20 protein-coding genes are annotated in these 20,595 nt (G+C 67.4%); 7 read left to right on the top strand and 13 right to left on the bottom strand.

Features of this window, described 5'->3' with window-relative positions:
* Window positions 1–25: 25 nt before the first annotated feature.
* The 5 genes from ACYQ8K_RS04830 to ACYQ8K_RS04810 form a co-directional block, all read right to left on the bottom strand.
* Window positions 26–754 (bottom strand): TetR/AcrR family transcriptional regulator, encoded by a 729-nt coding sequence (locus tag ACYQ8K_RS04830; protein WP_459967261.1) that lies wholly within the window; start codon window positions 752–754, stop codon window positions 26–28.
* Between the two features lie 70 nt (window positions 755–824).
* The gene (nrdE, locus tag ACYQ8K_RS04825) at window positions 825–2,990 is read right to left on the bottom strand and encodes a class 1b ribonucleoside-diphosphate reductase subunit alpha (protein WP_459967260.1); all 2,166 of its coding nucleotides are present in this window, start codon (window positions 2,988–2,990) and stop codon (window positions 825–827) included.
* A complete protein-coding gene (gene nrdI / locus ACYQ8K_RS04820; protein WP_065030292.1) occupies window positions 2,960–3,391 on the bottom strand; it encodes a class Ib ribonucleoside-diphosphate reductase assembly flavoprotein NrdI in 432 nt (143 codons plus the stop codon). Before nrdI ends, nrdE begins: the two co-directional genes overlap by 31 nt.
* 99 nt (window positions 3,392–3,490) lie before the next feature.
* The gene (locus tag ACYQ8K_RS04815; protein ID WP_221043926.1) at window positions 3,491–3,730 is read right to left on the bottom strand and encodes a redoxin NrdH; all 240 of its coding nucleotides are present in this window, start codon (window positions 3,728–3,730) and stop codon (window positions 3,491–3,493) included.
* Between the two features lie 504 nt (window positions 3,731–4,234).
* Window positions 4,235–4,789: an NAD(P)H-dependent oxidoreductase gene (locus tag ACYQ8K_RS04810; RefSeq protein WP_459967258.1), complete on the bottom strand. Its 555-nt coding sequence runs from the start codon at window positions 4,787–4,789 to the stop codon at window positions 4,235–4,237.
* A 91-nt stretch (window positions 4,790–4,880) separates the two neighbouring features.
* On the opposite strand from ACYQ8K_RS04810, the gene ACYQ8K_RS04805 reads away from it, so the two are divergent.
* Window positions 4,881–5,489 carry a TetR/AcrR family transcriptional regulator gene (locus ACYQ8K_RS04805; protein ID WP_459967256.1) on the top strand — a complete coding sequence of 203 codons (609 nt, stop codon included), beginning with the start codon at window positions 4,881–4,883 and terminating at the stop codon, window positions 5,487–5,489.
* Entirely contained in the window at window positions 5,486–6,538 is a 1,053-nt protein-coding gene (locus tag ACYQ8K_RS04800) for a DNA polymerase IV (protein WP_459967255.1), read from the top strand. Before ACYQ8K_RS04805 ends, ACYQ8K_RS04800 begins: the two co-directional genes overlap by 4 nt.
* On the opposite strand, the gene ACYQ8K_RS04795 is transcribed toward ACYQ8K_RS04800, so the two are convergent.
* On the bottom strand, window positions 6,473–7,462 hold the full coding sequence (locus ACYQ8K_RS04795) for an SDR family oxidoreductase (RefSeq protein WP_459967254.1): 990 nt from the start codon (window positions 7,460–7,462) through the stop codon (window positions 6,473–6,475). The two genes, ACYQ8K_RS04800 and ACYQ8K_RS04795, sit on opposite strands and share 66 nt — an antisense overlap.
* Before the next feature lie 30 nt (window positions 7,463–7,492).
* On the bottom strand, window positions 7,493–8,128 hold the full coding sequence (locus ACYQ8K_RS04790; RefSeq protein ID WP_459967253.1) for a TetR/AcrR family transcriptional regulator: 636 nt from the start codon (window positions 8,126–8,128) through the stop codon (window positions 7,493–7,495).
* Window positions 8,129–8,242: 114 nt separating this feature from the next.
* Between ACYQ8K_RS04790 and ACYQ8K_RS04785 the strand changes: the two genes are divergently transcribed.
* A complete protein-coding gene (locus ACYQ8K_RS04785; protein WP_459967252.1) occupies window positions 8,243–9,721 on the top strand; it encodes a cytochrome P450 in 1,479 nt (492 codons plus the stop codon).
* An 87-nt stretch (window positions 9,722–9,808) separates the two neighbouring features.
* Here the strand turns inward: ACYQ8K_RS04785 and ACYQ8K_RS04780 are convergent, their stop codons facing one another.
* Window positions 9,809–10,330 (bottom strand): homocitrate synthase, encoded by a 522-nt coding sequence (locus ACYQ8K_RS04780; RefSeq protein WP_459967250.1) that lies wholly within the window; start codon window positions 10,328–10,330, stop codon window positions 9,809–9,811.
* Window positions 10,331–10,661: 331 nt separating this feature from the next.
* On the opposite strand from ACYQ8K_RS04780, the gene ACYQ8K_RS04775 reads away from it, so the two are divergent.
* Both ACYQ8K_RS04775 and ACYQ8K_RS04770 read left to right on the top strand, forming a co-directional pair.
* Window positions 10,662–10,850 (top strand): hypothetical protein, encoded by a 189-nt coding sequence (locus ACYQ8K_RS04775; RefSeq protein WP_459967249.1) that lies wholly within the window; start codon window positions 10,662–10,664, stop codon window positions 10,848–10,850.
* Window positions 10,851–11,264: 414 nt separating this feature from the next.
* The gene (locus ACYQ8K_RS04770) at window positions 11,265–11,486 is read left to right on the top strand and encodes a hypothetical protein (RefSeq protein ID WP_459967248.1); all 222 of its coding nucleotides are present in this window, start codon (window positions 11,265–11,267) and stop codon (window positions 11,484–11,486) included.
* 69 nt (window positions 11,487–11,555) lie between these two features.
* Here the strand turns inward: ACYQ8K_RS04770 and ACYQ8K_RS04765 are convergent, their stop codons facing one another.
* From ACYQ8K_RS04765 to ACYQ8K_RS04755, 3 genes are all read right to left on the bottom strand, one after another.
* A complete protein-coding gene (locus tag ACYQ8K_RS04765; RefSeq protein ID WP_459967246.1) occupies window positions 11,556–12,548 on the bottom strand; it encodes an anti-sigma factor RsbA family regulatory protein in 993 nt (330 codons plus the stop codon).
* A gap of 141 nt (window positions 12,549–12,689) precedes the next feature.
* Window positions 12,690–14,147 carry a FadR/GntR family transcriptional regulator gene (locus ACYQ8K_RS04760; RefSeq protein ID WP_459967244.1) on the bottom strand — a complete coding sequence of 486 codons (1,458 nt, stop codon included), beginning with the start codon at window positions 14,145–14,147 and terminating at the stop codon, window positions 12,690–12,692.
* Between the two features lie 16 nt (window positions 14,148–14,163).
* Complete coding sequence (locus ACYQ8K_RS04755) at window positions 14,164–15,354, bottom strand: thiolase family protein (protein ID WP_459967243.1); 1,191 nt, start codon at window positions 15,352–15,354, stop codon at window positions 14,164–14,166.
* A 64-nt stretch (window positions 15,355–15,418) separates the two neighbouring features.
* On the opposite strand from ACYQ8K_RS04755, the gene ACYQ8K_RS04750 reads away from it, so the two are divergent.
* Complete coding sequence (locus tag ACYQ8K_RS04750; RefSeq protein ID WP_459967302.1) at window positions 15,419–15,754, top strand: Zn-ribbon domain-containing OB-fold protein; 336 nt, start codon at window positions 15,419–15,421, stop codon at window positions 15,752–15,754.
* 87 nt (window positions 15,755–15,841) lie between these two features.
* Here ACYQ8K_RS04750 and ACYQ8K_RS04745 read toward each other — a convergent pair whose 3' ends face one another.
* Together ACYQ8K_RS04745 and ACYQ8K_RS04740 are read right to left on the bottom strand one after the other, a co-directional pair.
* A complete protein-coding gene (locus tag ACYQ8K_RS04745) occupies window positions 15,842–18,007 on the bottom strand; it encodes an acyl-CoA dehydrogenase (RefSeq protein WP_459967242.1) in 2,166 nt (721 codons plus the stop codon).
* A 175-nt stretch (window positions 18,008–18,182) separates the two neighbouring features.
* Window positions 18,183–18,941, bottom strand: coding sequence for an SDR family NAD(P)-dependent oxidoreductase (locus ACYQ8K_RS04740; protein ID WP_459967241.1), 759 nt, complete (start codon window positions 18,939–18,941; stop codon window positions 18,183–18,185).
* A gap of 111 nt (window positions 18,942–19,052) precedes the next feature.
* Here ACYQ8K_RS04740 and ACYQ8K_RS04735 point away from each other — a divergent pair, with 111 nt between their 5' ends.
* On the top strand, window positions 19,053–20,582 hold the full coding sequence (locus ACYQ8K_RS04735; RefSeq protein ID WP_459967240.1) for an ATP-dependent DNA ligase: 1,530 nt from the start codon (window positions 19,053–19,055) through the stop codon (window positions 20,580–20,582).
* The last annotated feature ends 13 nt before the right edge of the window (window positions 20,583–20,595 follow it).

The following is a 20,595-nucleotide window of genomic DNA, read 5'->3' as shown; positions in this document are numbered from 1 at the left end:
GGCGATTGTCAACGCCGAACCGCGCTCAGCCCGCAGCCGGCTTGACGATCACCATGTCGTGAACCGGCAGGTCAGGGTCCATCGTGATGCCCAGAGCCTCGGCGGTGCCCACGATCACCCCCATCATGATGGTCGTCAGGTGCGCGACGAACTGCTCACGCGACATCAGGCGCGGGCTTTCCGGCTCGGGGCCCAACCACCATTCGGTGGCCGTCGCGGCACAGCCGAAGGCCGCGTGCCCGGCCAGTTCGACCGCCGCGTGGTCGAGATCCATCTCGCGCAACTCGTTGTCGAACATGTCGGCCACGGCCAAGGTGATGCCGCGTCCCTCGTCCCAGATTTGGGGGCTGGCGGGCGTGCGGCCCTGGATGAACACGCGCAGCACGTTGGGATGCTTGTCGACCAGGATCACGTACTCCTCGACGCTGCGCCGGATCACCTCGCGGGCCGAGTCGGTTTTCAGGTCGATGGACGCGAAGATCGCCGCCCACAGCATGTCGCGCAGCCGCTCCCCGATCGCCTGGAACAGGTCGGACTTGTCGTGAAAATGCCGGTAGATCTTCGGTTTGGCGGTGCCGGCCTCCTCGGCGATCTCCCGCACGGACAACTCGGGCCCGAGGCGGTCGATGGCGCGGAAGGCCGCGTCGACGATTTCGCTGCGCACTTTCTTGCGATGCTCGCGCCAGCGTTCGCTGCGCGCGTCGACCTTGGCCCCAGGCTTGACAGCCGGGTGGGGCCTAGAAGGTCGAGGCATTCTCACCACGTCAAGCACTTTACCTCGTCGCGGCTCCTGACCTGGGCAGACTGCCCGATCGGCGCGAGGTTTAGAGCATGCAGGACACGCAGCCCTCGACCTCTGTTCCCTCCAAAGCCATCTGGCGCAACCGGATGTAGTACAGCGTCTTGATGCCCTTGCGCCAGGCGTAGATCTGCGCCTTGTTGACGTCGCGCGTGGTGGCGGTGTCCTTGAAGAACAGCGTCAGCGACAGCCCCTGGTCCACGTGCTGGGTGGCCGCGGCGTAGGTGTCGATGATCTTCTCGTAACCGATCTCGTAGGCGTCCTGGTAGTACTCCAGGTTGTCGTTGGTCAGATACGGCGCCGGGTAATAGACGCGGCCGATCTTGCCTTCCTTGCGGATCTCGATCTTGCTCGCCACCGGGTGGATCGAGCTGGTCGAGTGGTTGATGTAGCTGATCGACCCGGTCGGCGGGACGGCCTGCAGGTTCTGGTTGTAGATGCCGTGCTGCTGTACCGACTCCTTGAGCCGCTGCCAATCCTCTTGCGTCGGAATGCGAATGCCCGCCTCGGCGAAGATCTCCCGCACCCGCGGCGTGGCGGGCTCCCACACCTGCTCGGTGTACTTGTCGAAGAACTCACCCGAGGCGTACTTCGACTTCTCGAAGCCGCCGAACTTCGTTCCCCGCTCGATCGCGATGCGATTCGACGCGCGCAGCGCGTGGTAGAGCACGGTGTAGAAGTACATGTTGGTGAAATCGACGCCCTCCTCGGAACCGTAGAGGATGCGCTCGCGGGCCAGGTAGCCGTGCAGGTTCATCTGACCGAGCCCGATCGCGTGGGACTCGTTGTTGCCCTGCTCGATCGAGGGCACCGACCAGATGTGGGTCTGATCGCTGACCGCCGTCAGCGCGCGGATCGCGACCTCGATGGTCTGCGCGAAGTCGGGCGAGTCCATCGTCTTGGCGATGTTCAGCGAGCCCAGGTTGCACGAAATGTCCTTGCCCACTTTGGCATACGACAAGTCATCGTTGAACACCGACGGCGTGGACACCTGCAGGATCTCCGAGCACAGGTTCGAGTGGGTGATCTTGCCGTCGATCGGGTTGGCCCGGTTCACCGTGTCCTCGAACATGATGTAGGGGTAACCGGATTCGAACTGCAGCTCGGCCAGCGTCTGGAAGAACTCACGCGCCTTGATCTTCGTCTTGCGGATCCGGGCGTCGTCGACCATCTCGTAGTACTTCTCGGTCACCGAGATGTCGGCGAACGGCAGTCCGTAGACCCGCTCGACGTCGTACGGCGAGAACAGGTACATGTCCTCGTTCTTCTTGGCCAGCTCGAAGGTGATGTCGGGAATCACCACGCCCAGGCTCAGCGTCTTGATGCGGATCTTCTCATCAGCGTTCTCGCGCTTGGTGTCCAGGAACCGGTAGATGTCCGGGTGGTGCGCGTGCAGGTACACCGCGCCCGCGCCCTGCCGGGCGCCGAGCTGATTGGCGTAGGAGAACGAGTCCTCGAGCAGCTTCATGATCGGGATGACGCCCGAGCTCTGGTTCTCGATGTTCTTGATCGGGGCGCCGTGCTCGCGAATGTTGCTGAGCAGCAAGGCGACTCCCCCGCCACGCTTGGACAGCTGCAGCGCGGAGTTGATCGATCGCCCGATCGACTCCATGTTGTCCTCGATGCGCAACAGAAAGCAGCTCACCGGTTCACCGCGCTGCTTCTTGCCCGAGTTCAAAAACGTCGGGGTGGCCGGCTGGAACCGGCCGTCGATGATCTCGTCGACCAGCTTCTCGGCCAGGACGGTGTCACCGGCGGCCAGCGTCAGCGCGACCATGACCACGCGGTCCTCGAAGCGCTCCAGGTAACGCTTCCCGTCGAACGTCTTCAGCGTGTAGGAGGTGTAGTACTTGAAGGCGCCCAGGAAGGTCGGGAACCGGAACTTCTTGGCGTACGCGCGGTCCAGCAGCGTCTTGACGAAATTGCGGCTGTACTGGTCGAGAACCTCACGCTCGTAATAGTTCTCCTTGATCAGGTAGTCGAGCTTCTCGTCCTGATTGTGGAAGAACACCGTGTTCTGGTTGACGTGCTGCAGGAAGTACTGATGCGCGGCCTCGCGGTCCTTGTCAAACTGAATCTTGCCGTCCGCGTCGTACAGATTCAGCATCGCGTTGAGCGCGTGGTAATCCGTCTCCCCCGGCAACGCGTGGGCTCCGGTGGTTACAGGCTCTGCAGCGACGGTTGGTGACACGTCTGTTCCTTCCAAAAATTGGCTAAGCCCGCGCGGACGGCATCGACGTCGTCCTGGGTTCCCATCAGTTCGAAGCGGTAGAGGTACGGAACGCCGCACTTGCGCGATATCACGTTGCCCGCGTAGGCGAATTCGGCGCCGAAGTTGTTGTTGCCCGCGGCGATGACGCCGCGGATCAACGACCGGTTGTGCTCATTGTTCAAGAAGGCGATGACCTGCTTGGGGACGTAACCGCCGGCGTTGAGGTCGGGGGTGGCCCGACCTCCGCCGTAGGTCGGCAGGACGAGGACGTAGGGCTGGTCTACCTCGATGCGGCCATGCAGTGGGATCCGCGTGGCGGGAATCCCCAGTTTCTCGACGAAGCGGTGGGTGTTCTCCGACACCGAAGAGAAATAGACCAGTGACGATCGCGAGCGCGGCGCAGCCGGGCGAAGCGGGTCGCCACTCGTCCAACCTGGGTTGCGCGACTGCACCGCAACCTCCTTACCTAACGTCTTGCCTTACGCGCTGAGTTCCGCCGTGGAGAGCGCCTTGATGCGGTCGGGCCGAAAACCCGACCAGTGGTCGTTGCCCGCCACCACCACCGGAGCCTGCAGGTATCCCAGGGCCATCACGTAGTCGCGCGCCTCGGCGTCCAGCGAGATGTCGACCTTCTCGTAGGCGAGGCCTTGCTTGTCGAGCGCCTTGTAGGTCGCGCTGCACTGCACGCACGCCGGCTTGGTGTACACGGTGATGCTCATAGAATGCCGCTCCTTTGCGGAAGAGGGGGACCCAACGGACTGGCAACTACTTGTGGACTGCGTCTTGCTATGTTCAGCGATCCGTCAGGCCCCCTGATTCCCGTCCTGCGGCGGTCGAGGTCGAGCGACCTGTGAGTGCCGATTTCGGGGGGTTCACCGAGTCTGGCTTGCTTGGTGGTCCTGGGATCTGCCGGTGCTCGAAACACTACACCTAGTGGCTGACAAGATGTCGAGATACAAGATGTTCTGAATAACAATTTTGAAATTCCCTGGTCGTGAGCCCCGTTGCGGAAAAATCTGACCGCCCGCTCGGCGTGTCGCAGATCACACGCCGAGGCGTGGCCGCCTCTATATAGGGGTATAGCAGCGACCACCGACATCGCCGCCGACGGCGACCGCGACCCCCGCAGCTAGCAAAGCCGCCAGCCAGAGCTGGCGGCTTCTGCCATTCGGTTGTGCCAACCGCGCTGGTCGCCCGGCGAGCGGCTTGTTGACTTCTGCCAATCAGCCGACTTCGGCGGCCAGCTTGCCCACCACATCACGCACGTTCGCGGACAGCTCGTCATGGTCGGCGGGCGCCTTGCCCTCCAGGGTCTTGAACGGCACCGACAGTTTGATCGCCTCCACGACCCGCGCGCCGGCGATGCCGAAGGACTTGCGGGTGTCGTCGTGCGCCCATACCCCGCCGTACTGGCCGAACGAACCGCCGATGACCGCCAGCGGCTTGCCCTTCAGCGCGCCGTCGCCGAACGGCCGGGACAGCCAGTCGATGGCGTTCTTGATGACGGCCGGGTAGCTGCCGTTGTATTCGGGAGTCACCACCAGGGCGGCGTCCGCGTCGGCCGCCGCGGCGCGCAGCGCGGCCACCGGGGCCAGCGGCGGCGCATCGGCGTTCATCACGTCGTCGATCTCCTCGTTATAGAACGGCAGCTCACCGAGCCCCTCGAAGATCGTGACCGTCACGTCGCCGGCGGCGACCGCCCGCGCCAACTCGGCGATCTGGCGGTTGATCGACGCCGCCCGCAGGCTTCCCACTAACGCCAAGATTTTGGTTGCCACTATCGGAGTTTCCCTTCGGTCGTTGTGTACATCCTCGCACGGTTGAAACGGACTCTAGTCCGTTTTATTCCGGCAGCGCTAAAGTGCAGGAGTGAGCGAGCGGTCGGGTGAGTTACGTGTGCTCGCCCCCCAAGTGGTGCAGCACGAACGCGGCGACGCGGCGCGCAACCGCGCTCTGCTCCTCCAGGCTGCCCGAAACCTGGTCGCCGAGCGCGGCGCCGACGCCGTCACCACCGACGACATCGCCGCCGCCGCCGGGGTCGGCAAAGGCACGCTGTTCCGCCGCTTCGGCAGCCGGGCCGGGCTGATGATGGTGCTGCTGGACGAGGACGAACAGGCCGTTCAGCAGGCGTTTCTGTTCGGCCCGCCACCCCTGGGGCCCGGCGCCCCGCCGGCCGACCGGCTGGTGGCGTTCGGCCGGGAGCGGATCCGATTCGCTCACGACCATTGCGAACTGCTGGCGGCGGCCAACCGCCACCCGCAGAACCGGCACAACGCGCCGGCCATGGTGCTGCGCACGCACGTGCGGGTGCTGCTCAAGGCCGCCGACTCCACCGGCGACCTCGATGCCCAGACCGACGCGCTGCTCGCGCTGCTGGACGTGGACTATGTCGAGCACCAACTGGCCGAGGGCGGTCACACGCTGGCGACGCTGGGCGACGCGTGGGAAAGCCTGGCGCGCAAGCTCTGCGGGCGATGAGCCCCGCGCCCGCGGCGGCACCGGATTGGGTCCTGCACGTGGACCTCGACCAGTTCCTGGCGTCGGTCGAGTTGCGCCGACATCCCGAATTGGCCGGGCTGCCGGTGATTGTCGGCGGCAGCGGTGATCCGAACGAACCGCGCAAGGTCGTCACCTGTGCCTCGTATGAGGCCCGCAAGTTCGGCGTGCGGGCGGGCATGCCACTGCGGGCCGCCGCCCGTCGCTGCCCCGAGGCGACCTTCCTGCCCTCGGACCCCGCCGCGTACGACGCCGCTTCCGATCAGGTGATGGGCGCGCTGCGCGACCTGGGGCATCCGGTCGAAGTCTGGGGCTGGGACGAGGCCTATGTCGCGGTGACCGCACCGGACCCGGTCGAGGTCGCACAGCAGATCCGCAGCGTCATCTCCTCGCAAACCGGACTGTCCTGCTCGGTCGGCATCAGCGACAACAAGCAGCGCGCCAAGGTCGCCACCGGCCTCGCCAAACCGGCCGGCATTTTCGTGCTCACCGACGCGAACTGGATGCCGCTGATGGCCGACCGCTCGGTGGACGCGCTCTGGGGTGTCGGCCCGAAGACGGCGAAAAAGCTTGCCGATCTTGAGATTACGACGGTATGGCAGCTGGCCCACTGTGACGCGGAGGTGCTGACGGCCACGTTCGGCCCGCGCACCGGGCTGTGGCTGCTGCTCTTGGCCAAGGGCGGCGGGGACAGCCAGGTCAGCGCGGAGCCCTGGGTGCCGCGCTCGCGCAGCCACATGGTCACCTTTCCGCGCGATCTCACCGATCGATCCGAAATCGACGCGGCCGTAACGGATTTGGCCGATCGGGCGCTGACGGATGTGCTGGCGGAGGGCCGAGTCGTGACCCGCGTGGCCGTCACCGTGCGAACGGCTACCTTCTACACGCGCACCAAGATCCGCAAGCTCGATGCGCCCAGCATCGATCGCGGCGTCATCGGGGCCGCGGCCCTGCGCGTTCTCGACCTATTCGAGCTCGACCGGCCGGTCCGCCTGCTCGGCGTGCGCCTTGAACTGGTCATGCCGGACTAGCGGCGCCGGGCTGGGCTGATTGCCCGCCTCCTCCTCAGGCCGCTTTGCGGCCTGCATCGTCGCCGGGCTGGGCCGCAACGCGCGGGTGAAGATGACGTTCACCTGGCGCATGGCCACGCTATAGGGCCACCACGCAAGCCTTTTGAAGGCGTACAGCGCCCGGATGTCGGCCGAGGTGTAGATCAGGTACCGGTTCCTGGCGACCCCGGCCAGGATCTTGTCGGCGGCCCTTTCCGGCGAGACGGCGTGGCCGGCGAATCGCCGGATCCACCGCGCGACGTTGGGGTCTTCGCGGTCCACGCCGGCGATCTCCACGGTGCCGACCAGCGGGGTGTTCACCGCGCCCGGCACCACGACCGACACACCGATGCGGTGGCGCGCCAGGTCGAAGCGCAGCACCTCCGACAGGCCGCGCAGGCCGTATTTGCTGGCGCTGTAGGCGGCGTGCCACGGTAGGGCCACCAGCCCGGCCGCCGAGGACACGTTCACCAGATGCCCGCCGCGCCCGGCCGCCACCATCGGCGGGACGAAGGTCTCGATGACGTGGATCGGGCCCATCAGGTTGATGGCGATCATCTTGCTCCACTGCTCATGGGTCAGCCGGTCGACGGTGCCCCATGCCGATACGCCGGCGATGTTGAGCACGAGGTCCATGCTCGGATGGGCGGCGTGGACGTCGGCGGCGAAGGCGGCCACCTGGTCGAAGTCGGCGATGTCCAGCGCGCGATGCTCGGGGACCTGCGCGCCCAGGGCGCGCGCGTCGGCCACGGTCTGTTCGAGCCCGTCGCGGTCGCGGTCGGTCAGGTAGAGCTCGGCGCCGTGCGTGGCCAGCCGCAATGCCGTCGCGCGGCCGATCCCGCTCGCCGCTCCGGTGACAAGGCACCGCTTCCCCGCGAAAGACCGCCCGGATTCCCTCTGCGCCATGGCCGTGACGATACCGGCGGTACCACAGTCCTAGGGACGGCCCGCCCACAGCGCGTGCAGCCACAACTGCTCGAGGACCCGCACCCGTCGGTCACGGTCGCTGTCGCGCCCGGTCAGGATCGGGTCGCCGGTCAGCACCAGCGCGGTGGTGCCGGCCAGGGTGCGGATCAGCGTCGGCAGGTCGTCGCTGATCGGCCTGGCCGTCCCCGCCTTCATCTCGGCCTCGACGATCCCGACGATCTGGCCCAGCACCACCTCGAACTGCTGGTCGAGCAGATCGCGGATCTCGACGTCGGTGTTGCGGGCCTCATTGCAGGCGGTCACGACGGGGTCGTTGTGCGCGTAGACGGCCGCGGCGCTGCCGACCATCCGCTTGGCGAACTCTTCGGGCGACTCGCCGGCCTGCCGGGGGGCGAAGTACTCGGTGAGTTCCTCGAGCTCCTCGGCCGCCTCGGCCATGAGTTGGGCCAGCACCGCGTACTTGGAGTCGAAATAGAAATAGAAGCCGGATCGCGCCACCCCGGCTCGCAGGCTGATGGTGCTGACCGACAACTCGGCAAATGGCTTTTCCTGCAGGAGTTCCCGCACCGCCTGCACGATCGCCTGGCGTTGCTTGTCGCCACGTCGTCGTGCGCCCGGCTCTGGAGTGGCGGGTTGGCTGGTCACTCCCTGACCTTGCACCACGCCGCGCAAAAAGCAAACTTGACAGCCGTCAAGTTTTTCAGCGAAGGTTATAAATCAGTGACGGCCGTCACCGGGAGGGCACGCAAAGGAGCGTTTATGACCGCCACCATCAGCACCCCGCACTACCTGCTGGATCAGGCGCGGCGCCGGTTCACCCCGACGCTGCAGACCATCCCGGGAATGGGTGCGATCGAGAAGCGCCTGCTGGCCCACGAGTGGCAGACCAAGGTCCTGGCGGAACCGCCGGCCGGCAGCGACCTCAAGCCAGTGCTGGGCGACGCCGGGCTCCCGATCCTCGGCCACATCATCGAGCTGTTCCGCGGCGGCCCGGACTACGCGTTGCACCTCTACCGAAACCACGGCCCGCTGATCTATCTGGACTCGCCGATCATGCCGGCGGTCACCGCGCTGGGGCCCGACGCCACCCAGGCCGTGTTCTCCAACCGGAACAAGGACTTCTCGCAGAAGGGTTGGCACCCGGTGATCGGGCCGTTCTTCAACCGCGGCCTGATGATGCTCGACTTCGACGAGCACATGTATCACCGCCGGATCATGCAGGAGGCCTTCACCCGCAGCCGCCTCACCGGCTACGTCGAGCACATCGATCGGGTCGCCACCGACATCGTCGCCAACTGGCCGACCAACGACGCGCGGTTCCTGTTCCACCCGGCGATGAAGGAGCTCACCCTCGACATCGCATCGCTGGTGTTCATGGGTCACGAGCCGGGTTCCGACCATGACCTGGTCACCAAGGTCAACCAGGCGTTCACCACGACGACGCGCGCCGGCGGGGCCATCATCCGGCAGCCGATTCCGCCGTTCAAGTGGTGGCGCGGCCTGAAGGCCCGCAAGTTGCTCGAGGACTACTTCGTCGAGCGGGTCAAGGACCGCCGCAACGCCAGCGGCAACGACATGCTGACCGTGCTGTGCCACACCGAGGACGACGACGGCAACAGCTTCACCGACTCCGACATCGTCAACCACATGATCTTCCTGATGATGGCCGCCCACGACACGTCCACCTCGACGACCACCACGATGGTCTACAACATGGCCGCCAACCCGGAGTGGCAGGAGCGGGCGCGCGAGGAGTCGGCCCGCCTCGGCGACGGGCCGCTGGACATCGAGTCGCTGGAGAAGCTGGAGACGCTCGAGCTCATCATGAACGAGTCGCTGCGCATGGTGACGCCGCTGCCGTTCAACATGCGGATGGCGGTGCGCGACACCGAGCTGCTGGGCCATTACATCCCGGCCGGAACCAACATCACCATCTGGCCCGGCATGAATCACCGGCTGTCCGAATTGTGGACGGAGCCAGACAAATTCGACCCGGAGCGGTTCGCCGAACCGCGCTCGGAGCACAAAAAGCACCGGTACGCGTTCGCGCCGTTCGGCGGTGGTGCGCACAAGTGCATCGGCATGGTGTTCGGTCAGCTGGAGGTCAAGACCGTGGTGCACCGGCTACTGCGGCGCTACCGCCTCGAGCTGGCCCGGCCGGGCTACCAGCCGCACTGGGACTACGGTGGCATGCCGATTCCGATGGACGGCATGCCGATCGTGCTCCGGCCGCTGTAAACATCCGCGACGGCAGCCCCGGCCGCCGCCGTCGCGGCAGGGGCCGAGTTTCATGTGCGCTATCACTGGCGCTGGCGCACATGAAACTCACCTATCGGTCCCTTGCTCGGCGGCGAATAGCCGGTTGGCGCAGGCGATCACGGCGCGCAGCGCCGAGTGCGTCGGATCGTCCGCCCAGCCCATCGCCCACTCGGTGCGGACGCCGTCGCTGCCGCGGATGAAAGTCGCGCTGCCGGTCGCCGATCGCATCTGATGGAACTTCACCACCTCGACCGCGATCCCGCGCTCATGCAGCATCGCGGTCAGGGCCGCGATCGGTCCTGACGCGGCGGCGGTGACGGTGCTGATCCGATCGCCCTCGGCGATGACGGCCCGGTAGTCGCGGGGCTGCGGGCCCAGCCGGGTCGCGGCGCGGCCGTCCTCGGCGCACTGCCAGTCGCCCAGCCGCAGCGGGCCGGCGTTGCGCCCATAGGTCGCGACGAAGCCTTCCCAGGACATGGCTTGGGCCTGTTCACGCAGACCGCGGGGCAACGCGACGCCGAAGCGTTCGCCGAACCACCCGTGGGCGGATTCGAATCTTGGGAGCTGATCACGCTCGGGGAAGGTCATGGTGCCGGTCTTCTCTGGTCAGCAGGAGCGACCGACGACAGTAGCTTCCGACCCACAGCGGGGGGTCGGTCAGGTTCAGACCCCGCCGCGGGTGCTAGCTACTACGACACGCTCGAAAAGACGCACGAGCGTTGACATTAGACGTCCGGTCAAGGTTCCTGCAACTTCTTCCGCGGGCGAAAGCCTGGTTGGGCGGCACAAACGGACCGTACAAAAAAATATTGAAAATAGTCCTAAAAGTTTGGTTTACGCGTGTTTAACAGGGGGTATGTCGCCGGACAGCAGTCAATTAGACGGCTGTTCAACTACCCCTCACCTGGAAGGCGCGATCATGAAGGCGAAGAGCACCAAGAAAACCCTCAAAGCTGCCGTAGCGGCCGTCGGGGTTGCCGCGGTGTTAGCAGTACCGGGCTGTGCGACGACGGTCACCGGCGGCGCCGGCGGCTCGGGCCTCATCGGCGGTGCCGGTGGCTCCGGCGTCGGCGGGATTGGTGGGATCTTGGGCAGCATCGGCCTTTAATCCGATTGACAGACGCCCCGCCGGGACACGGTCTCGGCGGGACGCCATTTCCCCTCACTCGCTCCGTCATCCGGTGGTTCCGGATGACGGAGAATTCCACACCCGACCTCGGCCGGGATTGAGCGCGCAATAGCACCGTAACAATGGCATTGATGCGCTGCGAATCGCCCTTTATTGGCGCAGCCGCGCCGAGACATACTTTGATTATCCTGCTGGCCCAAGCGCGATCACCCGTCGGCGCTTGTCTCCGAATGATGCTGCCGCAGTGGCTAATTCACGCGCAGACGACACCGAAACAAAACCCGAAAGCCAAACTAAAATAGGCCTTTACGTGTGTCTAATAGCCGTTGTAGCATCCGTTAAATCGGACGGTTTACCCGCGGGGCTATGCCCTCCATGTGAAAGGATGTGATGATGAATTCACCGAGGACAAGGAAGGTCCTTAAAGCCACCGCGGCCGCCGCGGGATTCGTCGTGGTGTTGTTCGCGCCGACCGGATGCCTGGTGAGCGGGACCACCGCCGGCACCACCACCGGGGGCACGCTGGGCGGCACCACCGGCGGCACGGTCGGTGGCACTGTCGGCGGCACGGTCGGCGGGATCGTCGGCGGGATCACCGGCGCCCTCGGCCTCTGACCGACAAAGACAAGCGACCCGCCGGGACCATGGGCTTGGCGGGTCGCTGTTTTCGTGGACCGTTTCGTCCTACCCAGCCGGGCCGGCGGCGGGCTCGAACCGCAGATACGCCTGAATCGTCGTACCGGTCCTGGTGGTGTGGGTCCGCACCAGGTCCGAGATGGCGTTGACCAGATACAGGCCGCGACTCGCCGGACCACAGGGCCCCGGATCCAGGCGGCCCACCATCGGGTCGTCGAATCGCCCGGTGTCGCGTGCCTCGCAGACCAGGTGCCCGTCGTCCTGCCAGAACGCCAGCCGGCAGGCGCCTCCGGTGTACATCAGGCTGTTGGTGGCCAATTCGGTGGCGACCAACTGCAGATCCTCGATGCTGTCCTGGGACAGCCCCATCCAGCCCGCGTAGTCCACGGCGAAGGACCGGGCCGGCCGAAGGTCAGCCGACTTGCGGACCATGTATGTGACCGCCCCGGGACCGGCGGCCAGCGGTTGATTGCAGCGTTCCAGCACGTCCCTGGGCGCGAAATTCGGGCTGCGCTGCAGCACGCCGCATTCCCACAGCAGCGGATGCGTCGCGCGCGCGTTCGACAGCACGTCCTCGTGCAGCCGGCTCGCGTCGTAGAGGCACAGGCTCGTCGCCGGGTACCCGTCCATCGCCTCGTTGACCAGCGCTTCATGCTCGATGCAGGAGACGAATTCCTCGTCGGTACGGCCGGGCCACGCCAGCTGGCTGACGATCCGGACTCGCTGGTCCGGGTGTTCGTCGATAAACGCACCCTCCATCGCCATGAACCGGCTCGGGTTGCGGGCCACCTCGGTAATGTCGACCATGCGCACGTCGGCCGGCAACGCGCCGCCGCCATACAACTCGTCGTGCAGCAGGGCCAGGGTCTCGGGCGGCGCCGCAAGCAAAACCGCCTCGCCCATAGCCAGACCGTCGCCGACGAAGCGGCCTACCAAATCCAAAAATTCCCGCTGAGAGTGATAAATCGATGCGGAGTGGACGAAACCGTATTGTCTGGCTTCGCTGCCCGCCGTCACTTCAGCGCTCTCGCTTTCGATCACTTACGCCAACCCCCTGCTGAGTCGGCTCACGCCGTCCCTCCCTTCCAGTACCCCAGACGGGCCTTCGCTATACCGCGCAACAGATCACATTTACGTTCGCCTCATCGGAGCGGCCGCCTCGACGGTCGGTGATCGCGCTTTCTACAGCCACCACGAGGCGGCCGCGTCGAGATGACGGCGCAGGCGATAGGCGGCCACGCTCTCGTCGGCCACCTCGACCGCCTCGACGATCCGCAGGTGAGCGTGGTGCACGGCCAGGACGTCCGACCAGGTCGGCAGCGCCTGCCCGGTGCTCGACCAGTGCCGGCGGAACAGCTCGACGATGATCCGGAGGAACAGGCCAAGCAGCGCATTGCTGGCGAGCTGCGCCAGACCGACGTGGAAGTTGAACTCCTCCGCGATCGCCTGCCGCACGTCGTCTGCGGTCTGGCGTGCGTTGTCCGGCAGTCCGGACCGATGGCCGGCCAGGAACGCCGCCACCTCGGGTTCGCTCAGCCGCTTGACCACCTTGGCGACGTTGTCGATCTCGATGGCGTCGCGGACGCATCGCAGGTCTTCGCGGCTGGGGTTGCGGTACTGCAGGTACAGCGCGATCGTGTCGATGCTGGCCTGTGCCGCGGGCTGGGCGATGACCAGCCCGCCACCGGGCCCGCGGCGCATGTGGGCTATCGAGTGGTATTCGAGCAACCGCACCGCCTCGCGGAGCACCGAACGGCTCACCCGGTAGCGCTCCAGCAGAGCCGTCTCAGTGCCGAAGACCGAACCCACGTGCCAGCCGCTCGCGGCGATGTCGTCACCGATGGTGACGGCCAGCATCTCGGCCAGTTTGCCCTTGGGGGCCTCGGCATCGAGCCGCCGGCGCCTCGTGCGGCCCCGGCTCGCGTCGCCCGCGTGATGCTGTTCCAGCCAGCCGGTGACGGCCTCGACGTGTCGCTCGGACAGCGTCTTGGCGCGCGCCGGATCGCCGGCCGTGACGGCCGCGACAATCGCGGAATGGTGCGCGTGCAGGTGGTCGACCGCCTCGATCGCCTCGGTCGCCGAATCCGCTCGCGACGCCAACGCGTAGCGGGTGGTGAGCCGCATCAGGACGTTGATAAACAGTTGCAGCACCGGGTTTTTGGATTGCTCGGCCAGCGCCATGTGGAACTCGTCGCGCGGCGCCGGTAAACCGGGCTTCCATTGCTGTTCGGCCTGCAGCACCGCCCGCAGCCGCTCGATGCCGGCCTCGTCGATCCGCTCGGCGGCGAGCGAGGCCGCCAGCGGCTCGAGCACCAGGCGGGCGTTGAGCAAGTCGCCCAGCGTCGTGCCCAGGTATTCGAGATAAATGACGACCGCGCGGGTGGCGGGCCCCGCGTCGGGCTCGCAGATGTACAACCCGCCGTTGGGCCCGCGGCGCATCCGCGCTACCTGATGGTGTTCGACCAGGCGGACCGCCTCCCGCAGCACCGACCGGCTCACCCCGAAGCGCTGCTGCAGGGCCTGCTCGGAGCCCAGCGACTCGCCCACCGTCCAGCCACGGCGGACGATATCGGCTTCGATGTCGCGGGCGAGGATCGAAGCGAGTTTGTCGGCCTGGCCGGTCCTTGGCTCCTCAGTCATCCGATCGCGCTGTCGCTCAACAGGTCAGCAGCATGCACCCCGCGACGGGCCCACCGCCGACGGAGACGACGCCCACCTCGGGGCGGCGCGACACCTGCCGCTCCCCCGCGTCGCCACGCAGCTGCAGGCACCCTTCGTGCAGCGCCCAATAGCCGTGCATGCGCCCCGCCGAGAGCTGGCCGCCGTAGGTGTTCAGCGGCAGCTGACCGTCGCGGGCGATCCGTTGCCCGCCCTCGACGAACGGGCCACCCTGGCCGTCGCCGCAGACCCCCAGCGCTTCCAGCCACGCCAGGGTCAGATAGGTGAATCCGTCGTAGAGCTGGGCCACCTGGAGGTCGGCGGGCTTCAACGTCGTGCGCGACCACATCTGCGCCGTCGCATCCGACATCGCCATCTTCGGGTAGTCCGCGCGGTGGAACCAGCCGCCGGCGCCGTCGGACCCGCCGATCGCCTCGACCTTCACCGCGCGGTGGGGACAGTCGGCGGCGTACTCCGCGTGCGAGACCACCACCGCGACCGAGCCGTCGATCGGGACGTCGCAGTCCAACAGCCCCAGCGGGGTGGACACCAGCCGAGCGCCCAGGTAGTCGGCCATCGTCATCGGATCCCGGTAGACCGCACGGGGATTCAACGCCGCGTTGCGCCTGCCGTTGAGCGCTATCCAGCCCAGCTGTTCCTTGGTCGTCCCGTACAGGTCCATGTGGCGACGGCAGTTGAGCGCCAGCCAGTTGGCGGCGGAATAGGCGTGCGCCGCAACCAGGTCGTTGACATCATCCATCGCCCCGACGGCGGGCTTCGGCTCGCCTTCGGGCGTCTCGAACATGCGCGCCAGCGGCGGGGCCGGTGCGTTCTCCTGCTTGACCGGGACCGTTCCGCCGAGCATCTGGATCGTCCGGTAGACCACCACGTGGCGGGCGCGGCGTTCGGCGACCGCGCGGCAGGCCGACATCACCGGCGAAAGCAGGCCGCCGGTGCCGAAGCCCGATCCGCAGTCCGCGGCATCGATGCGCAGCTGGGCGTTGACGTCCGCCGCCGGTGTGTCACCCAGCGTGGCGATGCCGTCGATGTCGCCGGCGGCCAGGCCCGCGTCCTCAATGGCGGCGCGCACCGCCTCCAGGGTCAGCTCCAGGCCCGGGATGCCGGTGCGGCGGCCGATTCGTGAGATCCCGATGCCGGACAAGATCGCGTCCTTTTCGAAATGCGTCATGTACACCGCCCGTCAGAACCACACCCGCCGCCGCATCGAATCAATTGAGTGTACTGTATTCGTCGTGTCGGACGGGCCGCTGCTCATCGAGTATTGCGAGGACTGCGCGCGCTGGGTGCATCCGGCGAGCGGCGAATGCCGCGAGTGCGGGGGCGCGCTGGAGGCGCGAGAAGTCTCCGGGCGTGGCACCGTGTTCACCTACACGGTCAACCATCACCCGTACAACCCGGAGATCCCCACCCCGTACGTCATCGCGATCGTCGAGCTCGCCGAACAGAGCGGCCTGCGGGTCGCCGCCAATATCGTTGGCTGCCAAGCTGATTCGGTGAGCTGCGGCATGCCCGTGGCCCTGCGGCCGGAGCGCGGCAGCGGCGGGGCGGCGCAATTCGCGCCGGCCTAGTGGCCCACACGCCGCGAGCGTGCGCAAAATGCCAGCCCGCGCGGCGTGTCATCGTACAAACACTCACGCTCGCGCACAGCACGAAAGCTAGTTGATCAGCGGGTCGCGCGGCATGCCGAGGATCCGCTCGGCGATCTGATTGCGCGTCACCTCCGACGTGCCGCCGGCGATCGCCATCCCGCGGGCACCCATCATCAGCCGGCCGGCCAGGGCACCGGCACCGTCGGTCAGCGCGACCTCGGGGCCCAGCAGCGCCGCCATGATCGCGGCGCCCTCCACCATGTGCTCGGCCAGTTTGAGCTTGGTGACGTTGCCTTCCGGGCCGGGGCCCGCGCCCTCGACGCTGCGCGCGGCGCGCCGCAGGTTCAGCAGTCGCAGCGCGGTTTCCTCGGCGAGATACGACCCGACTCGAATTCGCCCGCCCGCCAACCGATCCGGGCGTTGCTCGGTGAGCTGCACCAGTTGGTCGGCCAGCCCCTCGTAGAACGATCCGCTGCCGCCGATGCTGACCCGTTCGTTACCCAGCGTCGCGCGCGCGACGGTCCACCCGGAGTTGGGCGTGCCGACGACGTCCTCGTCGGGGACGAACAGGTCGTTGAAGAAGACCTCGTTGAAGTCCGAGCCGCCGGTGATCTGCCGCAGTGGGCGCACCTCGACCTCGGGTGCCTTCATGTCGACGATCACCGTGGTGATGCCGGCGTGCTTCGGGGCATCGGGGTCAGTGCGCACGGTGGCCAGGCCGCGCGCGCAGTAGTGCGCCCCGCTGGTCCAGACCTTCTGGCCGTTGATCTTCCAGCCGCCGTCCACCCGGGTGGCGCGCGTCTTGATGGACGCGGCGTCCGAGCCGGCGTCGGGCTCGGAGAACAGCTGGCACCAGATCTCGTCCTTGCGCAGCGCCTTCTCCACGAATCGTTCGATCTGCCAAGGCGTTCCGTGCTGGATCAGGGTCAGGATGACCCAGCCGGTGATGCCGTAGTCCGGCCGCTTGATGCCCGCGGCGCGGAACTCCTCCTCGATCACCAGCTGCTCGACGGCGTCGGCCGCGCGTCCCCACGGCTTGGGCCAGTGCGGCATGACATAGCCGGTCTCGATGAGCTTGTCGCGCTGGGCCTCTTTGGCCAGGGCGGCGATCTCGGTGGCGTCGGCGCGGATGCTGGTGCGCAGTTGCTCGGCTTCCGGCGGCAGGTCCAGGCTGTTCTCCCGGACGGCCCCGGCGGCGGTGCGCTCGAAGACGTCGGCGGCCGGCGCGTCACCGCCGAACAGTGCGGCGCTCACCACCGCCCGGCGCAGGTGCAGGTGCGCGTCGTGCTCCCAGGTGAAGCCGATTCCGCCGTGCACCTGGATGTTCAGTTCGGCGTTGCGGACGTAGGCCGGGAAGGCCAGGGCCGCGGCCACCGCGGCGATCAACCGGAATTGCTCCTCGTCCTCGGACGCCGCGCGGGCGGCGTCCCAGACGGCGGCGATTCCGGACTCCGCGCCCACCAGCATGTTCGCGCAGTGATGCTTGACCGCCTGGAAAGTGGCGATGGTCCGGCCGAATTGCTGGCGCACCTTGGCGTAATCGACGGCGGTGTCGACGCAGTCCGATGCCCCGCCCACGGCTTCGGCGGCCAGCACGGTGCGGGCGCGGGCCAGCGCCGACTGCCTCGCCCCCGTCAGGACGTCGTCGTCGGAGACGCGCACGTTGTGCAGGCGAACGCGTCCGGATCGCCGCGTCGGATCGAAGTTCTCCGGCACCTCGACCGAGACGCCGTCGCGGCCTCGTTCGAGCACCAGCACGTCATCGCCCGCGGCGATCAGCAACAGTTCGGCCAGCCCGGCACCCAGCACGATTCCGGCTTCACCCTCGGCCGTGCCGTCACTGACCCGCACCTGGCTGTCGAGCCCGATGCCAGCGGTGACCGTGCCATCGATCAGGCCGGGCAGCAGCCGTGACTTCTGTTCGGCGGTACCGTCTTTGGCGATCACGGCGGACGCGATGACGGTGGGCACGAACGGCCCCGGCGCCACCGCCCGACCGAGTTCTTCGATCACCACGACCAATTCGGGCAGCCCGAAGCCCGAGCCGCCGTACTCCTCGTCGACGTGCAGGCCGAGCCAGCCGAGCTCGACCAGGTTCGGCCAGAACCCGGGGCGCGGCTCGTCCGTGGCGTCGAGCAGCGATCGCGCGGCCCACCGCGCCTTCTGCGAGGTCAAGAACCCGCGAGCCACCTCGGCGAGTTCACGATGATCGTCGGTTATTGCGATACCCATGAGGGGCCCTCCTCGCGCCGCATGCCAGCCGGGTGTGATCGTCGCGCTCCCGCTCGGACCGCCGCGCGGTCCGCTTCGCCGGAGCTGAAGCTGGGTGGCCTGCCCCGCTTCGAGGGGAAGCGGGGCGGCTGCCTAAAGAGTGTACTTAATGCGGGGAGGGCCCCAACGGGGGCGTCTACTTCGGCGCGAACCGCTGCCCGGCGTCCAGGCGCAGGCACTGCCCGTTGAGCATCGGGTTGTCGACGATGGCCGCCGCCAGCTTCGCGTACTCCTCCGGACGGCCGAGGCGCTTGGGGAACGCCGCGTCCTTGGTGAGCGCCGCGGCGAACTCGTCCGGAATGCCCTGGGTCAGTCCGGTGGCGAACAGGCTGGGCGCGATGGCCAGCACCCGGATGCCCAGCGAGCCCAGGTCACGCGCCATGGTCAGGCACATGCCGGCGATGCCGGCCTTGGCTGCGGTGTAGGCGACCTGCCCGATCTGGCCCTCGAACGCCGCGATCGACGCGGTGTTGATGATGACGCCGCGCTCCTCGTCCTCGGGCTCGTTCTTGGCCATGTGCGCGGCGGCGAGCCGGCTGATGTTGAAGCTGGCGATCAGGTTGAGGTCGATCACGGACTGGAAGGACTCGAGGTCGTGCGGACCGCTCTTGGTCATCGTGCGCTTGGCGATGCCACCACCGGCGGTGGTGATGATGACGTGCAGACCGCCGAGCTTGTCGACCGCCGTCTGCAGGGTCTCCTCGGTGCCGGTGAAGTCGGTGACGTCAACCGGGTAGAAGGTGCCCCCGACACCCTCGGCGACGGTCTTACCGTCGGAACCCTCGCGGTCGAGAATCGCGACATCCGCGCCGCGTTCGTGCAGCAGCTCGGCGCTGGCACGACCCATTCCCGAGGCGCCGCCGATGACGACGACCTTCTTCCCACTGATCTCCATCCGGACGTCTCCTTTGTGGTTGTCAGAATCACTGCGATCTGTAACGTTACGTAGGCACGCTAGCGTGTCCGCCCTTCAGGGCTGTCACCGAGCCATGCCAAGCTGGCAACCGTGCTCCTCATCGACGTGGCGACGACGTCTGCCGACGTCGGGAGCACGTCGTCACGGCTGACCAAAGTCACCCACATCGCCGGCCTGCTGAACCGCGCCGCGCCCGACGCCGCGGAGGTCGCCGTCATCGTGTCGTGGCTGTCCGGTGAGTTGCGGCAACGCCAGATCGGGGTGGGCTGGGCGGCGCTGCGCTCGCGCCCGCCGCCCGCTTCGCACGCCACGCTGACCGTCGCGGATGTCGACGCCACCTTTTCCGAGATCGGCGCCGTGTCGGGTAAGGGTGCGCAGGCGCGCCGCGCCGCGCTGCTGGACGCCCTGTTCGCCGCCGCCACCGACATCGAACAGACCTTTGTGCTGCGACTCCTCGGGGGCGAACTGCGCCAGGGCGCGCTGGCCGGAATCATGGCCGACGCCGTGGCCAAGGCCGCCGGCATCCCGGCCGCCGCGGTGCAGCGCGCCGCCATGCTGGGCGGCGACCTGCCGGCGGTGGCCGCGGCCGCGCTGTCCGGTGCGGCCTCGGCGCTGGACGCGTTCACCCTGCGGGTCGGTCGGCCGGTCGGCCCGATGCTGGCGCAGTCCGCGACGGGCGTGGCCGACGCGATCGAACGCCACGGCGGCTCAACGATTTTCGAAGCCAAGCTGGACGGCGCGCGGGTGCAGATTCACCGCGCCGGTGACGAGGTCACCGTCTACACCCGAAGCCTCGACGATGTCACCGCCCGGCTGCCCGAGGTGGTGGAGGCGACGCAGGCGCTGCCGGTCGACAACCTGATCGCCGACGGTGAGGCCATCGCGCTGCGGCCCGACAACCGTCCCCACCGGTTCCAGGTCACCGCCTCACGGTTCGGCCGTTCCGTCGACATCGCCGCAGCCGTTGCCGCGCAGCGACTTTCAGTGTTCTTCTTCGACATCCTGCATCGCGACGGTGTCGACCTGCTCGACGCCCCGACCACCGAGAGGCTGGCCGCCTTGGACGCGTTGGTGCCGCCGGCACAGCGAGTCGACCGGCTGCTGACCGCCGACCCCGCGGAGGCGGGCGCCTTCCTGGACGCGACGCTGGCCGCCGGCCACGAGGGCGTGATGGCCAAGGCGCCCGACACACCGTATGCGGCGGGACGCCGCGGCGCGGGCTGGCTGAAGGTCAAGCCGGTGCACACGCTGGATCTGGTGGTGCTCGCCGTCGAGTGGGGATCGGGGCGCCGCCGCGGCAAACTCTCCAACATCCACCTCGGCGCGCGTGATCCCGCCGGCGGCGAATTCGTCATGGTGGGAAAGACTTTCAAGGGCATGACCGACGCCATGCTGGAGTGGCAGACCGCCCGGTTCAGCGAACTCGCGGTCGGCGGGACCGACGACTACGTCGTCCACGTCCGGCCCGAGCAGGTGGTCGAAATCGCGCTGGACGGCGTGCAGAAATCGTCGCGCTACCCCGGTGGGCTGGCGCTGCGGTTCGCCCGCGTGGTGCGCTATCGCGACGACAAGGGCCCCGCCGAGGCCGACACCATCGACGCCGTGCGCGCGCTGTACTGAAACCAGAGCTTTT

The organism is Mycobacterium sp. MUNTM1 (genome assembly GCF_054660795.1).
The sequence above is the reverse complement of the archived record's forward strand: the minus strand, read 5'-3'. Positions and strand labels throughout refer to the sequence as shown.